Source organism: Streptomyces sp. W1SF4, from assembly GCF_003950035.1.
Taxonomy (GTDB): domain Bacteria; phylum Actinomycetota; class Actinomycetes; order Streptomycetales; family Streptomycetaceae; genus Streptomyces; species Streptomyces racemochromogenes.
This window is the reverse complement of sequence record NZ_CP034351.1, coordinates 111,595-125,025: the sequence shown is the minus strand read 5'-3', so window position 1 is coordinate 125,025 and position 13,431 is coordinate 111,595. Positions and strand designations below refer to the sequence as shown.

At 74.9% G+C, this 13,431-nt stretch carries 14 protein-coding genes; 4 read left to right on the top strand and 10 right to left on the bottom strand.

Going from position 1 to position 13,431, the window contains the following annotated elements:
• Nucleotides 1-33 precede the first annotated feature (33 nt).
• From D1J60_RS34420 to D1J60_RS34410, 3 genes are all read left to right on the top strand, one after another.
• Entirely contained in the window at nt 34-906 is an 873-nt protein-coding gene (locus D1J60_RS34420) for a cyclase family protein (protein ID WP_125824451.1), read from the top strand.
• Nucleotides 903-2,372 carry an MmgE/PrpD family protein gene (locus D1J60_RS34415; RefSeq protein WP_125824450.1) on the top strand — a complete coding sequence of 490 codons (1,470 nt, stop codon included), beginning with the start codon at nt 903-905 and terminating at the stop codon, nt 2,370-2,372. The genes D1J60_RS34420 and D1J60_RS34415 overlap by 4 nt, the downstream gene beginning before the upstream one ends.
• A gap of 74 nt (nt 2,373-2,446) precedes the next feature.
• The gene (locus D1J60_RS34410; protein WP_125824449.1) at nt 2,447-3,445 is read left to right on the top strand and encodes a superoxide dismutase; all 999 of its coding nucleotides are present in this window, start codon (nt 2,447-2,449) and stop codon (nt 3,443-3,445) included.
• A gap of 10 nt (nt 3,446-3,455) precedes the next feature.
• Here D1J60_RS34410 and D1J60_RS34405 read toward each other — a convergent pair whose 3' ends face one another.
• The 6 genes from D1J60_RS34405 to D1J60_RS34380 all read right to left on the bottom strand — a co-directional run bounded on the left by D1J60_RS34405 (nt 3,456) and on the right by D1J60_RS34380 (nt 9,918).
• A complete protein-coding gene (locus tag D1J60_RS34405) occupies nt 3,456-5,000 on the bottom strand; it encodes an immunity 49 family protein (protein WP_125824448.1) in 1,545 nt (514 codons plus the stop codon).
• A gap of 53 nt (nt 5,001-5,053) precedes the next feature.
• Nucleotides 5,054-6,103, bottom strand: a complete 1,050-nt coding sequence (locus D1J60_RS34400; protein ID WP_125824447.1) for a serine hydrolase domain-containing protein — start codon at nt 6,101-6,103, stop codon at nt 5,054-5,056.
• A gap of 176 nt (nt 6,104-6,279) precedes the next feature.
• Nucleotides 6,280-6,753: a hypothetical protein gene (locus D1J60_RS34395; protein ID WP_125824446.1), complete on the bottom strand. Its 474-nt coding sequence runs from the start codon at nt 6,751-6,753 to the stop codon at nt 6,280-6,282.
• 68 nt (nt 6,754-6,821) lie between these two features.
• On the bottom strand, nt 6,822-8,009 hold the full coding sequence (locus D1J60_RS34390; protein WP_125824445.1) for a cytochrome P450: 1,188 nt from the start codon (nt 8,007-8,009) through the stop codon (nt 6,822-6,824).
• Nucleotides 8,010-8,198: 189 nt separating this feature from the next.
• A complete protein-coding gene (locus D1J60_RS34385; protein ID WP_125824444.1) occupies nt 8,199-9,350 on the bottom strand; it encodes a PP2C family protein-serine/threonine phosphatase in 1,152 nt (383 codons plus the stop codon).
• Nucleotides 9,351-9,510: 160 nt separating this feature from the next.
• Nucleotides 9,511-9,918: a RidA family protein gene (locus tag D1J60_RS34380; protein WP_125824443.1), complete on the bottom strand. Its 408-nt coding sequence runs from the start codon at nt 9,916-9,918 to the stop codon at nt 9,511-9,513.
• Nucleotides 9,919-10,014: 96 nt separating this feature from the next.
• Between D1J60_RS34380 and D1J60_RS34375 the strand changes: the two genes are divergently transcribed.
• Nucleotides 10,015-10,407 carry a helix-turn-helix domain-containing protein gene (locus D1J60_RS34375; protein WP_125824442.1) on the top strand — a complete coding sequence of 131 codons (393 nt, stop codon included), beginning with the start codon at nt 10,015-10,017 and terminating at the stop codon, nt 10,405-10,407.
• 48 nt (nt 10,408-10,455) lie between these two features.
• Here the strand turns inward: D1J60_RS34375 and D1J60_RS34370 are convergent, their stop codons facing one another.
• The 4 genes from D1J60_RS34370 to D1J60_RS34355 form a co-directional block, all read right to left on the bottom strand.
• A complete protein-coding gene (locus tag D1J60_RS34370; RefSeq protein ID WP_125824441.1) occupies nt 10,456-11,022 on the bottom strand; it encodes a TetR/AcrR family transcriptional regulator in 567 nt (188 codons plus the stop codon).
• Nucleotides 11,023-11,027: 5 nt separating this feature from the next.
• A complete protein-coding gene (locus D1J60_RS34365; RefSeq protein ID WP_125824726.1) occupies nt 11,028-11,390 on the bottom strand; it encodes a DUF1304 domain-containing protein in 363 nt (120 codons plus the stop codon).
• A 129-nt stretch (nt 11,391-11,519) separates the two neighbouring features.
• Nucleotides 11,520-12,188, bottom strand: a complete 669-nt coding sequence (locus tag D1J60_RS34360; protein ID WP_125824440.1) for a response regulator transcription factor — start codon at nt 12,186-12,188, stop codon at nt 11,520-11,522.
• On the bottom strand, nt 12,185-13,345 hold the full coding sequence (locus D1J60_RS34355) for a histidine kinase (RefSeq protein WP_125824439.1): 1,161 nt from the start codon (nt 13,343-13,345) through the stop codon (nt 12,185-12,187). Before D1J60_RS34355 ends, D1J60_RS34360 begins: the two co-directional genes overlap by 4 nt.
• Nucleotides 13,346-13,431: the final 86 nt, after the last annotated feature.

Sequence of the window (13,431 nt, the reverse complement as noted above, 5' to 3'; positions counted from 1 at the left end):
GTGCCCAGCCCGCCCGCCCGTGAAAGGCAACCGATGACCGACGCCCCTCCCGTCGTCCCCACCACCGCGATCGACCCCCTGCTGACGGCCATCGCCGCCGGGACCACCGTCCACGACCTCGCCCAGCCCCTGGAGAACGGCATGCCGTGCTCCCCCAACCACCCGGGCTTCCGCATGGCGCTCCTGCGCCGCCACGGCGACGGGACCCGGCCGGACGGCAGCTCGGCCGCCAACGAACTCATCGTCACCGGCGGCCACGTCGGCACCCACATCGACGCGCTGTCCCACGCCTCCCACCACGGCCGGCTCTTCGGCGGCCACGACGCCGCCGCGGCCCAGCAGGGCGGACGCTTCGCCGTCCACGGCATCGACACCGTCCCGCCCATGGTCTGCCGCGGCGTCCTCCTCGACGTCGCCGCGGCCCACGGCACCGACGTCCTCGACGCCGGATACGGCATCACCGCCGACGACCTGGCCCACGCCGCCGCCCGCGCCGGCGTCCTCCCCGCAGAACAGGACGTGTGCCTCGTACGCACCGGCTGGGCCCGGCGGTGGAACGACGCCGAGGCGTACATCGGCCAGGAGACCGGCGTCCCCGGCCTCACCGAGTCCGCCGCCGACTGGCTCGCCGACCGCGGGGTACGCGCCATCGGCGCCGACACCACCGCCGTCGAACGGATCCCGCCCGGCCGGGGACACGCCGTACTGCCCGTCCACCGCACCCTGCTCGTGGACCGCGGCGTCCACCTCATCGAGCACATGAACCTGGAGACACTGGCCGCCGCCGGAGCCGCCGAGTTCCTGTTCGTCCTCAGCCCACTGAAGATCACCGGCGGCACCGGTTCCCCGGTCCGGCCCCTCGCCGTCCTCACCGCCGGCGCCGGCACCGCACAGGAGTCCCGATGACGACGACCACCCGGTCCTCCGGGCCCGCCGCCGAGCCCCTGGTCCACCACCTCGCCGCCTTCGCCGCCGGGGCCCGAGACCGGGGCCTGCCCGCCCGGCTGCGCGCCGAAGCGGCGGAACGCGTCCTCGACTGCCTGGGCAACAGCCTCCTCGCACGCGACGAAACCGCCCCGCGGGCCGTCCTGGCCGTCGCCCGCGACTGGGGCGGCACCGGCCCCGCACACGTCATCGGCTCGCACGAGAAACTGGCCGTGCCGGCGGCCGCCCTCGTCAACGGCACCCTGGCCCACGCCATGGACTTCGACGACTCCCACATGCTGTCCGTCCTGCACCCCAGCGCCGCCGTGATCCCCGCCGCGCTCGCCGTCGCCGAGGCCACCGGCGCCTCCGGGCCGCAGCTGCTCGACGCCGTCACCGTCGGCACCGAGGTGTGCATCCGGCTCGGCATCGCCGGCTACGACCCGGACCTCGGGAACTCGCTGTTCTTCGAGCGCGGCCAGCACGCCACCTCCATCTGCGGCACCCTCGGCGCGGCGGTCGCGGCCGCCATGCTCCTCGGCGCGGACGAGGACACCATCGGCGCCGCCCTGGGGATCGCCGCGAGCACCGGCGCCGGCCTGCTGGAAGCCAACCGCACCGGCGGCACCGTCAAACGCGTCCACTGCGGCTGGGCGGCCCACGCCGGCGTGGCCGCCGCCCAGTTGGCCCGGGCCGGCATCACCGGCCCGCCGACGGTCCTGGAGGGCCGGTTCGGCTTCTTCCAGGCGTGGTGCGGCGACCGGGCCCGCCCGGAGGCGGTCCTCGACGGCCTGGGCGAACGCTGGGAGACCAGCGAGATCATCGTCAAGCCGTACCCGTGCAACCACTTCACGCACCCCGGCATCGACGCCGCACTGCGGCTGAGGGCGCTCGGCGTCCGCGGCGAGGACGTCGTCCACGCCGAGCTGCGCGTCCCCACGGCCATGCACCGCACGATCGGCGAACCCGGCCCCGCCAAGGCCACCCCCGCCACCGGCTACGCGGCGGCCTTCTCCGGCCCCTTCACCGTCGCCACCGCCCTCCTCGGCGGCGGCGGACTCGGCGTCTGGTTCGACGACTTCACCGACGCCGCCGCCCACGACCCGGCCCGGCGCACCCTCGCGGGCCTGATCCGCTGCGTACCCGACCCCGCCCTCGACCCCCTGTTCCCCACCCGGCTCCCGGCCGTACTGCGGGTCGGCACGCGCGACGGACAGACGCACGAGATCCAGGTCGAAACCAGCAAGGGCGGCCCGGACGCACCCCTGACCACCGCCGAGAAGGAACGCAAGTTCCGCCTGTCGGCCGGCACCGCGCTCCCCCCACGGCGCGCCGACGCGGTGCTGCGCGCCGTACGCGCCCTGCCCGAGGGCGGCAGCGCCGCGAGCGTCCTCGCACTCTGCTCCCCGGAAGCCGCGCCGGAACCGTCGCACCCATCGGCGGCGTGACCGGCCGTCACGACCGAAGCACACCCCCACCCATCCCCCGCACACCTGTGATCCGGAAAAGGACCCGACCCGCCATGTCACCCAGCACCTCGAAGCGCCTCCGCACACGACTGAACCGCCTCGCCGTGGGCGGCGCGGCCGCCCTGTGCGCCACCGTCCTCGCCGCCGGCCCCGCCCTCGCCGCCCCCACCGTGCGCACCGCCGCCGCACTGCCGGGCTTCGGCCTCTACCCGGAGAGCCTCACCCAGGACCCCACGACCGGCGACCTGTTCGTCTCCGCCTACGGCGACGGCTCCGTCCTGCGCGTGCCGGCCGGCGGAACGCAGGCATCCGTCTTCCTCCCGTCCGGCACGGACGGCAGGACCCACGCGGCGGGAGTCAAGGCCGACCGCTCCGGCCGGCTGTGGGTCTCCGGCGGCACCGACCGCTCGGTCACCGTCTACGACGACACCACCGGCATACGCGTGGCCCGGTTCCACATCCCCTTCGCCTCCGGCGGCGTCAACGACCTCACCTTCGGCCCCGACGGCACCGCCTACCTCACGGACTCGTTCAACCCCGCCGTCTACAGAGTCACCCCCCAGCAGCTGGCGGCGGCCCGCACGCAGGGCGCCGACACCCCGCTCGACGCCTGGCGCGACCTCACCGGCACCCCCGCCGACTACACGCAGCACTCCGGCATCAATCTCAACGGCATCGCGTACGTCGACGGCGGAGCCCTGCTCACGGCCAACACCACCACCGGCGCCCTGTACAGGATCGCCACCGACACGGGTGAGGTCACCGCCGTCCCCGGCATCTCCCTGCCCGGCGCCGACGGCCTCGCCTACCGGGACGGCAAGCTCTGGGCAGCCCTCAACCGCACCAACACCCTGGTACGCCTGACCGTGACGCCCGCCGCGCGGTCCGTCGGGCAGGACGCCGTCCTCAGCAGCACCGCGCTGCAGATCCCGACGTCCGTGCTCCGCTCGGGCGACCACCTGCTGGTCACCCGCTCCCAGTACGACAAGGGCGGCCCCTTCGGCGCGGGAACGCCCGTCCCCTTCACACTGGCCGAGGTCGACGGCTTCTGAGCCCCCGGCGTCAGTCGATCGTCTCGATCCGTCGGCCGTTGACGAGGTACGCCGGCAGGTACGGCAGTGCCGGCCCGACCGGGAAGCCGCGGTCGTGGGCGAGGCAGGCCATGGCGAGCGGCCCGAGTGCCACCCGGGCCCGCGGCGCCGTGGAAGCGCCCCAGTAGGCGGCGTGTTCCGTCAGGGCCTCGGCGAGGGCCTTGCCGAAGGCTTCGTGGTCCCCCGTGACGAGGCGGTGGAAGAGCGCGACGGGCTGGTAGTCGATCCGGTTCACGAAGTCGTCCGGCGCGTGGGTCAGGGCCTCCGGCATCGACGACTCCATGGTCGCGACCAGTTTCTCCACGACCGCGTCCATGGAGCCGTCTGCGCAGAAGTAGGCCCGCAGGGTCTCGACCCAGTGCAGTACGTAGGCGTCGACGGACTCGTCCTGCCGCAGCCTCTCCAGGGGCACCCGGCACAGCCGGGCGACGCGGTCGTGCGCACGGCACACGATCGCGAGGTACAGGGCGTCGAGCCAGGCGCGGGCGTCCGCGGGCGGATCGGCGGGAGTGGCGGGAAGCTCCGCGACCTGGCCCTCGCCGAGCCGGCACTCCGTGGGCGCGGCGCCCGTGAACAGCGAGCTGCCCAGCTGCAAGGACGTGGCCCACGCGTCCCACGCGTCGAGCCCGTCCGCGTCCGGATCGGCGGCGCAGCGGGCGTGGGCGAGTGCCAGGGCGGAGGCGAAGGCGTCGCCGAGCCCCGACGGGTCCTGCGGCAGTCGGGCCAGCGCACCGGCCGTGGCGTCCATGAGCCCGGCGACGTCGGGTGCCCCGCCACCTCGCTCCGGGGCCCGGCCCGCGAGCCGGCCGGCCCGGTCGAGCCGCACCAGGCCCTTCATCATGCCGAGCAGCCGCGGCGGCGGCTGAAGCGACAGCGTCCGCGTTCCCTCGTCGAAGACCGTGACCGAGGTCAGGCCGCCCCCGTGCCACCAGTACACCCGCGGGGACAGCGGCCCCGGTCCGTCCTCGTACGCGCCGAGGGCGTAGGAGGCGAGGTCGTTGACGGCGTGGACCACCGAACCGTCGGCGACCGGATGGAAGGCCAGCAGGTGCCGGGTGGGGACGACGACGAGGGCACCGGCCCGGGGGAGCGGTTCGCCGGTCACCTGCCGGGCCAGGTCCGGCAGGTGCAGCACCTTGCTCGCGACGAAGTGGGAGTCGCCGTAGACGGAGTGCAGGGTGCCCCGCCCCTCCATGGGCACCTCCGCGTACGTGACGGGTACCTCCGTCAGGTTCGAGTGCGCCACCCGCTCGAGGTCCTGCAGCCCGTCGCGCGCCAGGTCGCGGTCGGTGAGGATCCGCACGCTGGCGGGCCCGTCATAGGCATAGGTGAGGACGAGGTCCTCGGCGACGACGCGCGCGTACCGCAGGCCGGCGGCGATGTCGGGCGTGAGGGCCTCGGGCGGCAGCAGCCGGACCCGGGTCCCGTGCAGCAGTTGCCCGGTGGTCTCGTTGCCGTGGTCGGTCCACGTCAGACGCGGATCGGGCGTGGTCCCGGAGAAGTCGTCTCGATTCACCGCGTCAACCCTACGAGGCGACCGTCCGGGTTCCGCCGCCGGGGCCGCCGTCCTCAGGCCGCCCGGGTCTGGAGGGTGCGCAGCAGCTCGAACGCGGGTCCGTCGACGGCGTGCTGAGTGTTGCTCAGGACGATCACGCCCGTCCTGGTCTCCGGATCGAACCCGACGAAGGACGCGAAGCCGCCGGTGCCGCCGTTGTGCCAGATCTGGACGTGGGCGCCCTGGCGGGGGTGCAGGCGGTGCCCCCTCCAGCCGAGGTGCATCCAGGCGAAGCCGTTGGCGCGGTGCTCGACCTCCCGGGTGAGGCGGATCGCCTTCGCGAGCTCGGCGGGGCCGCCGCCGTCCAACTGGGCCCGTACGTAGGTCACGAGGTCGGCCGCGGACGACCGCAGGGCGCCCGCCCCGGCGAGATCGGCCAGGTTCCACGCCGGGGTGGGCCGTCGCCTGCTGTCGTGCCCCTGGGCGAGCAGGCCGGGCGGGGCGGCGTCCGCCGCGACGACGGTCGCGGACATGCCGAGCGGGGCGCACACCTGGCCGGTGACGAGCCGTTCGTACGTGGTGCCCGCGCGACGGGCGAGGGCCAGCCCGAGGATCCCGGCGCCGAGGTTGGAGTACCGGACCCGCCGGCCCGGGGTGGAGCCGAGGCGGGTGCGGGCCAGCCCGGACAGCAGCACGTCCGCGGTGCAGCCGGCGTACGGGTCGGGGGTGCGGGGACGCAACAGGGCCCGCAGCATCATGCCCTTGGGCAGCCGGGGCAGCCCGGACGTGTGGGTGGCCAGGTGCCGCAGGGTGATCTCCTGGCCGTCCCGCGACGGCACGGAGGTGCCCTCGGGCAGGAGCCGCGCCAGCGGCTCGTCGAGCTCCACCGTGCCGGCGACCGCCATCCGGGCCAGGGCCAGCGCGGTGAAGGTCTTGGTCACCGAGCCGATCTCGAAGAGCGTGTCGGCGCCGGGCGTCCCGCCGTCGGCCCTTCCGGTGGTGCCCGCCGCCGCGTATCCGTCCCGTCCGCCGGCCACGACGGCGACGGCGACGCCGACGTGCCGGCGGGCGAGCCGCTCCGCGGTCGCGTGGGCGAGTGTGCCGAGGTCCTGAGCTGTGTCCATGTCCGGATCATGCGGGCGCGAGGACCCCCGCCGACAGCGCCCGGAGGCTGATTCCCCGACCGCGGCCGTGCGCCCAGAGGAGGAGGAAGCCCGAGACGAAAGAGACTTGGCTGCGGCTCGCGGCTCGCGGCTCGCGCCCCCGCGTGAACGGCCGGACGCGGTCCGGCGCCATCCGGTCAGCCGGCCCCCGCCCCCGGCCGGCACAGCCGGCGCCGCAGCACGCCGGTGAACGGGGCCAGACCCGCGAGCCCCAGCGCGAGGCCGCCGCCGGCGAAGACGACGGGGTTGACCCAGCCCGGCACCTGCTCGGTGGCACCGGGGTCCCCGGGGTACTTCTCGCACACGACCGACACCGGGACCACCGACCGGGTGACGAGCCGGCTCTCGGGCACCGACGGATCCCGGAACATCCGGCTCACCCGGCCGTTGCAGAGCGACGAGGGATCGGTGGGGTCGAAGCCGGTCGTGTGCCCGGACAGGAACGCGAGACCCGCGCAGAACAGCGGGGTGACGGCGGCCTGGACGAACACCCAGGGGTGCAGGAGGGGTTCGGCCGAGCGCGACCGCACCGCGGCCGCCAGGTGTACGCCGAGCGTCACCATGGAGGTGAGCCCCACCACCAGCACCGCCAGCCCAATGAAAACGATCATGAAAGGCAGGGACGCGGGACCACCCCACCGCGGTTCCCGCGACCCCGGCGCTCACGCACGCCGCTCGCTCACCAGGCCACGGGGAGCCGGACGATGCCCTGGATGGTGTCGCCCGGTTTGAACGGGATCTCCCGCGCGGGCGCGTCCAGCCGGAGCCCGGGAAGCCGGGTGATCAGGGTGCCCAGGGCGATCTCCATCTCCGCACGGGCCAGGTTCTGCCCGAGGCACTGGTGGATGCCGTGGCCGAAGCCGACGTGGTGGCGCGCCGAGCGCCGCCAGTCGAGCACGTCGGGCCGGGGGTAGACGCTCTCGTCGCGGTTGACGAGGGAGAGGGAGAAGACCACGCCGTCGTCCTTGCGGATCGTCTCCCCCGCGATCTCGATGTCCTCGACGGCGACGCGCAGCATGCCCTCGACGATGGACAGGTACCTCATCAGCTCCTCGACGGCCGCCGGTACGAGCGAGGGGTCCGCCCGCAGCTCGGCCAGCCGCTCGGGGTGCTCCAGCAGGGTGTAGACGCCCAGCGAGACCATGTTGGCCGTCGTCTCGTGGCCGGCGACGAGCAGGATGAACGCCAGCCCCGCCAGTTCCCCGGCGTCCAACTCGCCCACGGCGGCCCGCTCGCGGATGATGTCGTCGAGCATCCCCTCGCCCGGCTCCGCCTGCCTGGCCTCGATCAGCGCCCGCAGGTAGTCCTCCAGCCGGTCCCTCGCGTCCTCCACGTCGGACAGCCCGGGGCCGCGCAGCAGCCGGCGCGACTGCTCCTCGAAGAACGCGTGGTCCGCGTACGGCACGCCGAGCATCGTGCAGATCACCTTCGACGGCATCGGCAGGGCGAAGTCGTCCACCAGCTCCGCCTTCGGGCCCTTGGCGACCATGTCGTCGATCAGCTGGTCGACGACCTCCTGGATCCGCGGACGCATCGCGTGGGTGCGCCTGAGCGTGAAGCCCGGGATCAGGAGCCGGCGCTGGCGGTTGTGCTCCGGATCGTCGACGCCCAGCAGCGGGGTGCGCCGGCGCAGCAGCCCCGCGTACCGCTCGGAGGGCACGGGGAACGCCTCGTTCTCGCTGTCGCTGGACAGCCGCGCGTCTGCCAGCAGCGCCCGCGCGGCGGCGTGTCCGGTCACCGCCCACACCGAGCGGCCGTCGAAGAACGTCACCCGCTTGAGCGGGGCGCCGCCCCGGAGAGGGTCGTAGGCGGCCGGCGGGTGGTAGGGGCAGGTGCGGTCCTCGGGGAACGCGACGGGCTCGGTCATCGGGCATCCTCACGCAGACGGTCGGCGGGCGGGCACCCGCCGCCCGCAGCGTGACCGGCAGCGGCTGCGCGGCGCTGAAGCGGGACGGCTGGACGTACCGGCCGGGCCGCGCCGCGAGCCCCGCGGACCGGGCCGCCGGCGTGCCGACGGACGCACGCGGCGGCCACGGGCACGGTGTGGTCCCTCCGGTCACCGCCCGCCGCGGCCGGGAGCGAGGCGCTCGACCGCGACGAGTGCCGCGTCGTCGCCGAGGTGGCCGCCCGCGTACGACCGCAGGTCCGCGCGCAGACGGTCGAGCAGGGTCGGCGGGTCGTCCCGGGCCCAGGCCGTGAGCCGCTCGGCCAGGGGGTAGAAGGCGCGCGAGTCGTCGCGGGCCTCGACCACCCCGTCCGTGTAGAGCAGGAGCACGTCACCGACGTCGAAGGGGAACGTCGCCACCGTCGCGTCGGCGGTCACGACGTCCGCCAGCCCCAGCGGCGGCCTCGCCTCGGCCGTGTCGAGGGGGATCACCCGTCCCTGTCGCAGGAGCAGCGGCGGCGGGTGCCCGCAGTTCACGAGCCGTACCACCGGCTCGCGGTCGGGGATGTCCAGCACCAGCGCGGTGACGAAGGCCTCGTCCGTGCCGTCCGCCGCCCCGTCGGCGCCGGGTTCCGCGTCCGCGGCGCCCTGCGGCTCCTCGACCGAGCCGACGCCCTCCTCCAGGTGCACGACCAGTTCCGGCAGCTCCTGCTCGCGGCGCGCGGTGACCCGGAAGGCGCCCAGCACCAGTGACGCCTCGCTGATGGCGTCGAGCCCCTTGCCCCTGGCGTCCCCGATCAGCAGCCGGGTCCCGGAGGCCGTACGGGCCGCCGCGTACAGGTCGCCCCCCATCTGCGCCTCCTCCTCCGCTGCCAGGTAGACGGAGGCGATGTGCAGCGGTCCCGCCCGGTGGGGGAGGGGGCGCAGGACGACGCTCTGGGCCGCGTGGGCGATGGTGCGCAGCCGCGCCACCCTGCTCTCGCCGCGCTCCCGCAGATGGGCGAAGAAGGTGACGATGACCGAGATCAGAACGAGCGCGATGATCTGGTAGGTGTGGTTGAGGTCGGTGAGGCTCGTCCGCGCGACCGCCACCACCGACTGGGCCAGCACCGCGACCGCGCCCACGAAGGCCGTCATGCGCGGCCCCGCGAACGAGGCCGCCAGCGCGGGCGCGGCGACCAGGAACGGCCCCAGGTGCACGTCGGGCGGCGCCAGGACGTCCACCGTGGTGACGGCCGCGATCAGTGCGAAGGGCACGACGAGCAGCAGTCGCCCGCCGCGCCGGGGGGAGAAGGGGGCGAGGGGCCGCGGGCGGGCATCCATGCGAAAGGCATACCTCACGCGACGGCCGAAGTCCTGGCGCCGGGCCGTGCGTCACCTCGGGCCGGTGGCGGCGCGGGCCCGGGCGGCGGCCCCGGCGCCCCCGGCCGCCCACCGGCGTCGTGGCCGCCCACCGGCGTCGTGGCCGCGCGCCGGAAGCCGGTCAGTCGAGGACCGCGGTGGCCTCGACCTCGACCAGGTGTTCGGGAACGTCCAGCGCGGCCACACCGATCAGCGTGCCCGGCGGCACCGGCGTGACGCCCAGCCGCGCTGCCGCCCGCGCGATCCCGTCCAGGAGGGCGGGCATCTTCCCGGGGGTCCAGTCGACGACGTAGAGGGTCAGCTTCGCCACGTCGTGGAAGGTCCCGCCGGCCGCCGCGAGGGCGGTGGCGACGTTGAGGTAGCACCGCTCGACCTGGGCGGCCAGGTCGCCCTCGCCGACGACCGCCCCGTCGGCGTCCCAGGCCACCTGCCCGGCGATGAAGAGCATCCTGGAGCCGGACGCGATCGCGACGTGCCGGTAGGCGTCGACGGCGGGCAGCCCCTCGGGGTTCACCAGGGTGATGGCCATGTTCGTGCTCCTCGTGGTCTCTTGTGGTTACCCGGGAACCGTAGGAGAGTGGCTGCTGATCTGGAAGAACGCACTTTCAAGTGACTGGGGAACCTCGTGGTGACCAAGCAGCTCAAGGACTCGGGCACGGCCGTGGACGAGGCCGACGTGACACGGGCGGACTCCCTGGCGCGGGAGATCTTCTCCGACATCGCCAACAAGTGGGCGCTGCTGATCATCGAAGCGGTGGGCGACCGCACCCTGAGGTTCACCGAACTGCGCGACGAGGTCGAGGGCATCAGCCACAAGATGCTCACCCAGAACCTGCGCCTGCTGGAGCGCAACGGCCTCGTCAGCCGCACGGTCCACCCCACCGTGCCACCACGCGTCGAGTACACCCTCACCGACCCGGGCCGGGCCCTGCGGGCGACGGTCGACGCCATGTGCGACTGGACCCACCGCTACCTCGCGGACATCGAGACCGCCCGCCACCGCTTCGACACCCCCTGACGGCCCGTCGTCAGACGGCGTCCGAGGGCAGCCGGCCCTGGTGCGGGGTCAGTTCCAGTCGGGGCCCGGGGCGCGGTGGAGGGTGATCAGGAGGCGCCAGACGCGTCCCGTGATCTCGGCGGGGGTGGCTTCGATGAGGCCGTGCAGCCAGTCGGCGAGGATCCCCGCGAAGGTCGCCGCGACGGCGGAGGCGATCAGGTCGGGCTCCGGGGCGCCGGCCAGGGTGCGTTCGGCGCGGCTGCGGGCGCGCAGGTCCTGGTGGAGGACGAGGCCGAGCGGTCCGCCGCCGCCGGGGCGCAGCAACTCCCGGTAGAGGCCGCCGTGCTGGGGGAGCGCCTCGAAGAAGGCGGTCAGGGCCGGCGGCGGGACGGCGGGGTCGGGGACGCCGCGCCAGGCGTGCAGGGCGTCCACGGCCTCGCGGACGATCTCGGCGCAGGCGTCGACGGACAGCGCCTCCAGGTCGGCGTAGTGCAGGTAGAACGTGGCCCGGCCGACCCCGGCCCGGCGGACCAGGGCCGCGACGCTGACCGCCTCCAGCGGGCGGCTCGCGCACTCCTCCAGCAGGGCCGTCCGCAGCTTGGCCCGGGTCCGTTCCGTACGGGGGTCTTCCGGCATGCGGCCTACCCTGCCAGCAGGACGGCGCCGAGCGCCAACGCGCCGGGCAGCGCCTGGGCGAGCAGGATGCGCCGGTTGGCCGTGAGGCCCCCGTACACCCCGGCGACCAGCACGCAGCCGAGGAAGAACACCCGGACCTGGAACCCCGTCGGGTCGGGGGCGAGCAGGCCCCAGAGGAGCCCGGCGGCCAGGAAGCCGTTGTACAGGCCCTGGTTCGCCGCGAGCGGCGCGGTGGCACGGGCCAGTTCCGCGTCGAACCCGGAGAGCCCGCGGCCGGGTGCCCGCTCCCACAGGAACATCTCCAGCACCAGGATGTACGCGTGCAGTGCGGCCACCAGGCCCACCAGTACGGTCGCGGTCGTCTCCATGGGTCCCATGGGTGTAGCCCCTTCCTGAGGAGTCGGGCACTGATGGACAGGTGTCCATTAATGGACAGGCGTCCAGGATACATGGACAGATGTCTGTTTACGTGGCGGCCGCCGTCAGGCCGGCCGCCGTCAGGCCGGGGGGACCAGGCGGTTCTGGTGGGCGAAGACCACGGCCTGGATCCGGTCGCGGAGGCCCAGCTTGAGCAGGACCCGCCCCAGGTGGGACTTCACGGTCGCCTCCGCGAGGGACAGGGCGGCCGCGACCTCCGCGTTGGACAGGCCCCGGCCGACCTCGACGAGCACCTCCCGCTCCCGGACGCTGAGCCGGTCCAGCCGCTCGTCGCGGGCCGCGACGGCGGCGCCCCCCTCGGCCAGCCGCGGACGGAAGTCCTCCAGCAGGCGCCGGGTGATCCGCGGGGAGAGCACCGCGTCACCCGCCGCGACGCTGCGGATCGCGGTGAGCAGCTCCTCGGGCCGGGTGTTCTTCAGCAGGAACCCCGAGGCCCCGGCGCCGAGCGCGGCGAAGGCGTACGCGTCCAGGTCGAAGGTGGTCAGGATCAGCACCCTGCTCCCCGGCGACACCTCGACGACCTGCCGGGTCGCCTCGATCCCGTCCGTCCCGGGCATCCGGACGTCCATCAGCACGACGTCGGGCCGCAGCTCCCGCGCGAGGCGGACGGCCTCGGCGCCGTCCGCGGCCTCTCCGACCGGCGCCATGTCGGGCTGGGCCTCCAGCACCATGCCGAAGGCCATCCGCAGCAGCGCCTCGTCGTCCGCGATCACGATGCGGATCGTCATGCGGCACCCGCCCCGCCGCCGCCCAGCAGGAGCCGGGTCCGCACCCCCCACCCGCCGCCCGGGAGCGGCCCGGCCCGCAGCGTCCCCCCGTAGGCGGCCGCGCGCTCGCGCATGCCGGGGATGCCGTGGCCGGAGGACGGTCCGGCGGCGCAGAGGGCAGCCGGCCGGGGGCCGTCGTCGGTGACCTCCACCCCGACGCTCCCGGCCGAGCACTCGACCAGGACCGTCGCACGGGTGCCGGCGGGGGCGTGCTTGAGGGTGTTCGTCAACGCCTCCTGCACCAGGCGGTAGACGGTGAGCTGCGCGGAGGCCGGCACACCGGCGTGTCCCCCTCGGACCTCCAGGCCCGTCGGCAGCCCGGCGGCGGCCATCTGGCCGGCGAGCGCCGCCAGCTGGGCGATGCCGGGCAGCGGGTGGCGCTCGGCGTCCGGCTCGTCGGCCCGCAGGACGCCCAGCGAACGCCGCATGTCGGTGAGGGCCTGCCGGCCCGTCTCGGAGATCTGCACCATCGCGGCGGTCGCCCGGTCCGGGGACCGCTGCTGCGCGTAGACGGCGGCGTCGGTCAGCGCGACCATGACGGACAGGTTGTGGGTGACGATGTCGTGCATCTCGCGGGCGATCCGGGCCCGCTCCTGCGCGACGGCCAGCAGCGCCCGCTGCTCCTGGTGCAGCGCCAGCCTCTCGGCCCGCTCCTGCACGGCGGCGAGGCAGGCCCGGCCGGTCCGCACGTTCACCCCGAGGACGGCCGCGGCGACCACCGACGCGGAAAGCGCGGCGAACGGGGCCGCGAACGCGCCGTCGGACGCCCAGCGCAGGCAGGCCAGCACCGAACCGCCCTCCACCACGGCGGCGGCGAGCAGCGTGCCGCGCCGGCCCGTGTGCGCGGCCGCCGTGTACAGGGCCACCAGCAGGGCGACGTCCGCGGGCAGGGGGACACCCACCAGCCACTGGACGAACGCCGCGGCCACCACGGCCGCGAACACCGCGAGCGGCGCCCGGCGCCGCCACACCAGGGGCAGCGCCAGGGCCGCGGTGAGCGCCGCCGCCACCGGCAGCTCCCGGGCCGGGTACGCGGTCACGACGTGGAGCAGGAGCAGCGCCGGCAGCACCGAGTCCCACACCGGGGGCGGTACCCGGTCCCGGTGTCGCACCGTCACACCTCCACACCTCTCGGCCGTTCGGCCGTCGTGGCGGCCCGGCCGGGGCCGCGCCGCGTACAGCCGCAGCCTAGGCCGCGCCTCCG

What these genes read in the sequence shown, in the direction of transcription:
- D1J60_RS34395 (WP_125824446.1), bottom strand. Translation starts at nt 6,753, where the DNA reads ATGATCGTTTTCATTGGGCTGGCGGTGCTGGTGGTGGGGCTCACCTCC.
- D1J60_RS34415 (WP_125824450.1), top strand. Translation starts at nt 903, where the DNA reads ATGACGACGACCACCCGGTCCTCCGGGCCCGCCGCCGAGCCCCTGGTC.
- D1J60_RS34385 (WP_125824444.1), bottom strand. Translation starts at nt 9,350, where the DNA reads ATGGATGCCCGCCCGCGGCCCCTCGCCCCCTTCTCCCCCCGGCGCGGC.
- D1J60_RS34390 (WP_125824445.1), bottom strand. Translation starts at nt 8,009, where the DNA reads ATGACCGAGCCCGTCGCGTTCCCCGAGGACCGCACCTGCCCCTACCAC.
- D1J60_RS34360 (WP_125824440.1), bottom strand. Translation starts at nt 12,188, where the DNA reads ATGACGATCCGCATCGTGATCGCGGACGACGAGGCGCTGCTGCGGATG.
- D1J60_RS34420 (WP_125824451.1), top strand. Translation starts at nt 34, where the DNA reads ATGACCGACGCCCCTCCCGTCGTCCCCACCACCGCGATCGACCCCCTG.
- D1J60_RS34380 (WP_125824443.1), bottom strand. Translation starts at nt 9,918, where the DNA reads ATGGCCATCACCCTGGTGAACCCCGAGGGGCTGCCCGCCGTCGACGCC.
- D1J60_RS34365 (WP_125824726.1), bottom strand. Translation starts at nt 11,390, where the DNA reads ATGGAGACGACCGCGACCGTACTGGTGGGCCTGGTGGCCGCACTGCAC.
- D1J60_RS34410 (WP_125824449.1), top strand. Translation starts at nt 2,447, where the DNA reads ATGTCACCCAGCACCTCGAAGCGCCTCCGCACACGACTGAACCGCCTC.
- D1J60_RS34370 (WP_125824441.1), bottom strand. Translation starts at nt 11,022, where the DNA reads ATGCCGGAAGACCCCCGTACGGAACGGACCCGGGCCAAGCTGCGGACG.
- D1J60_RS34400 (WP_125824447.1), bottom strand. Translation starts at nt 6,103, where the DNA reads ATGGACACAGCTCAGGACCTCGGCACACTCGCCCACGCGACCGCGGAG.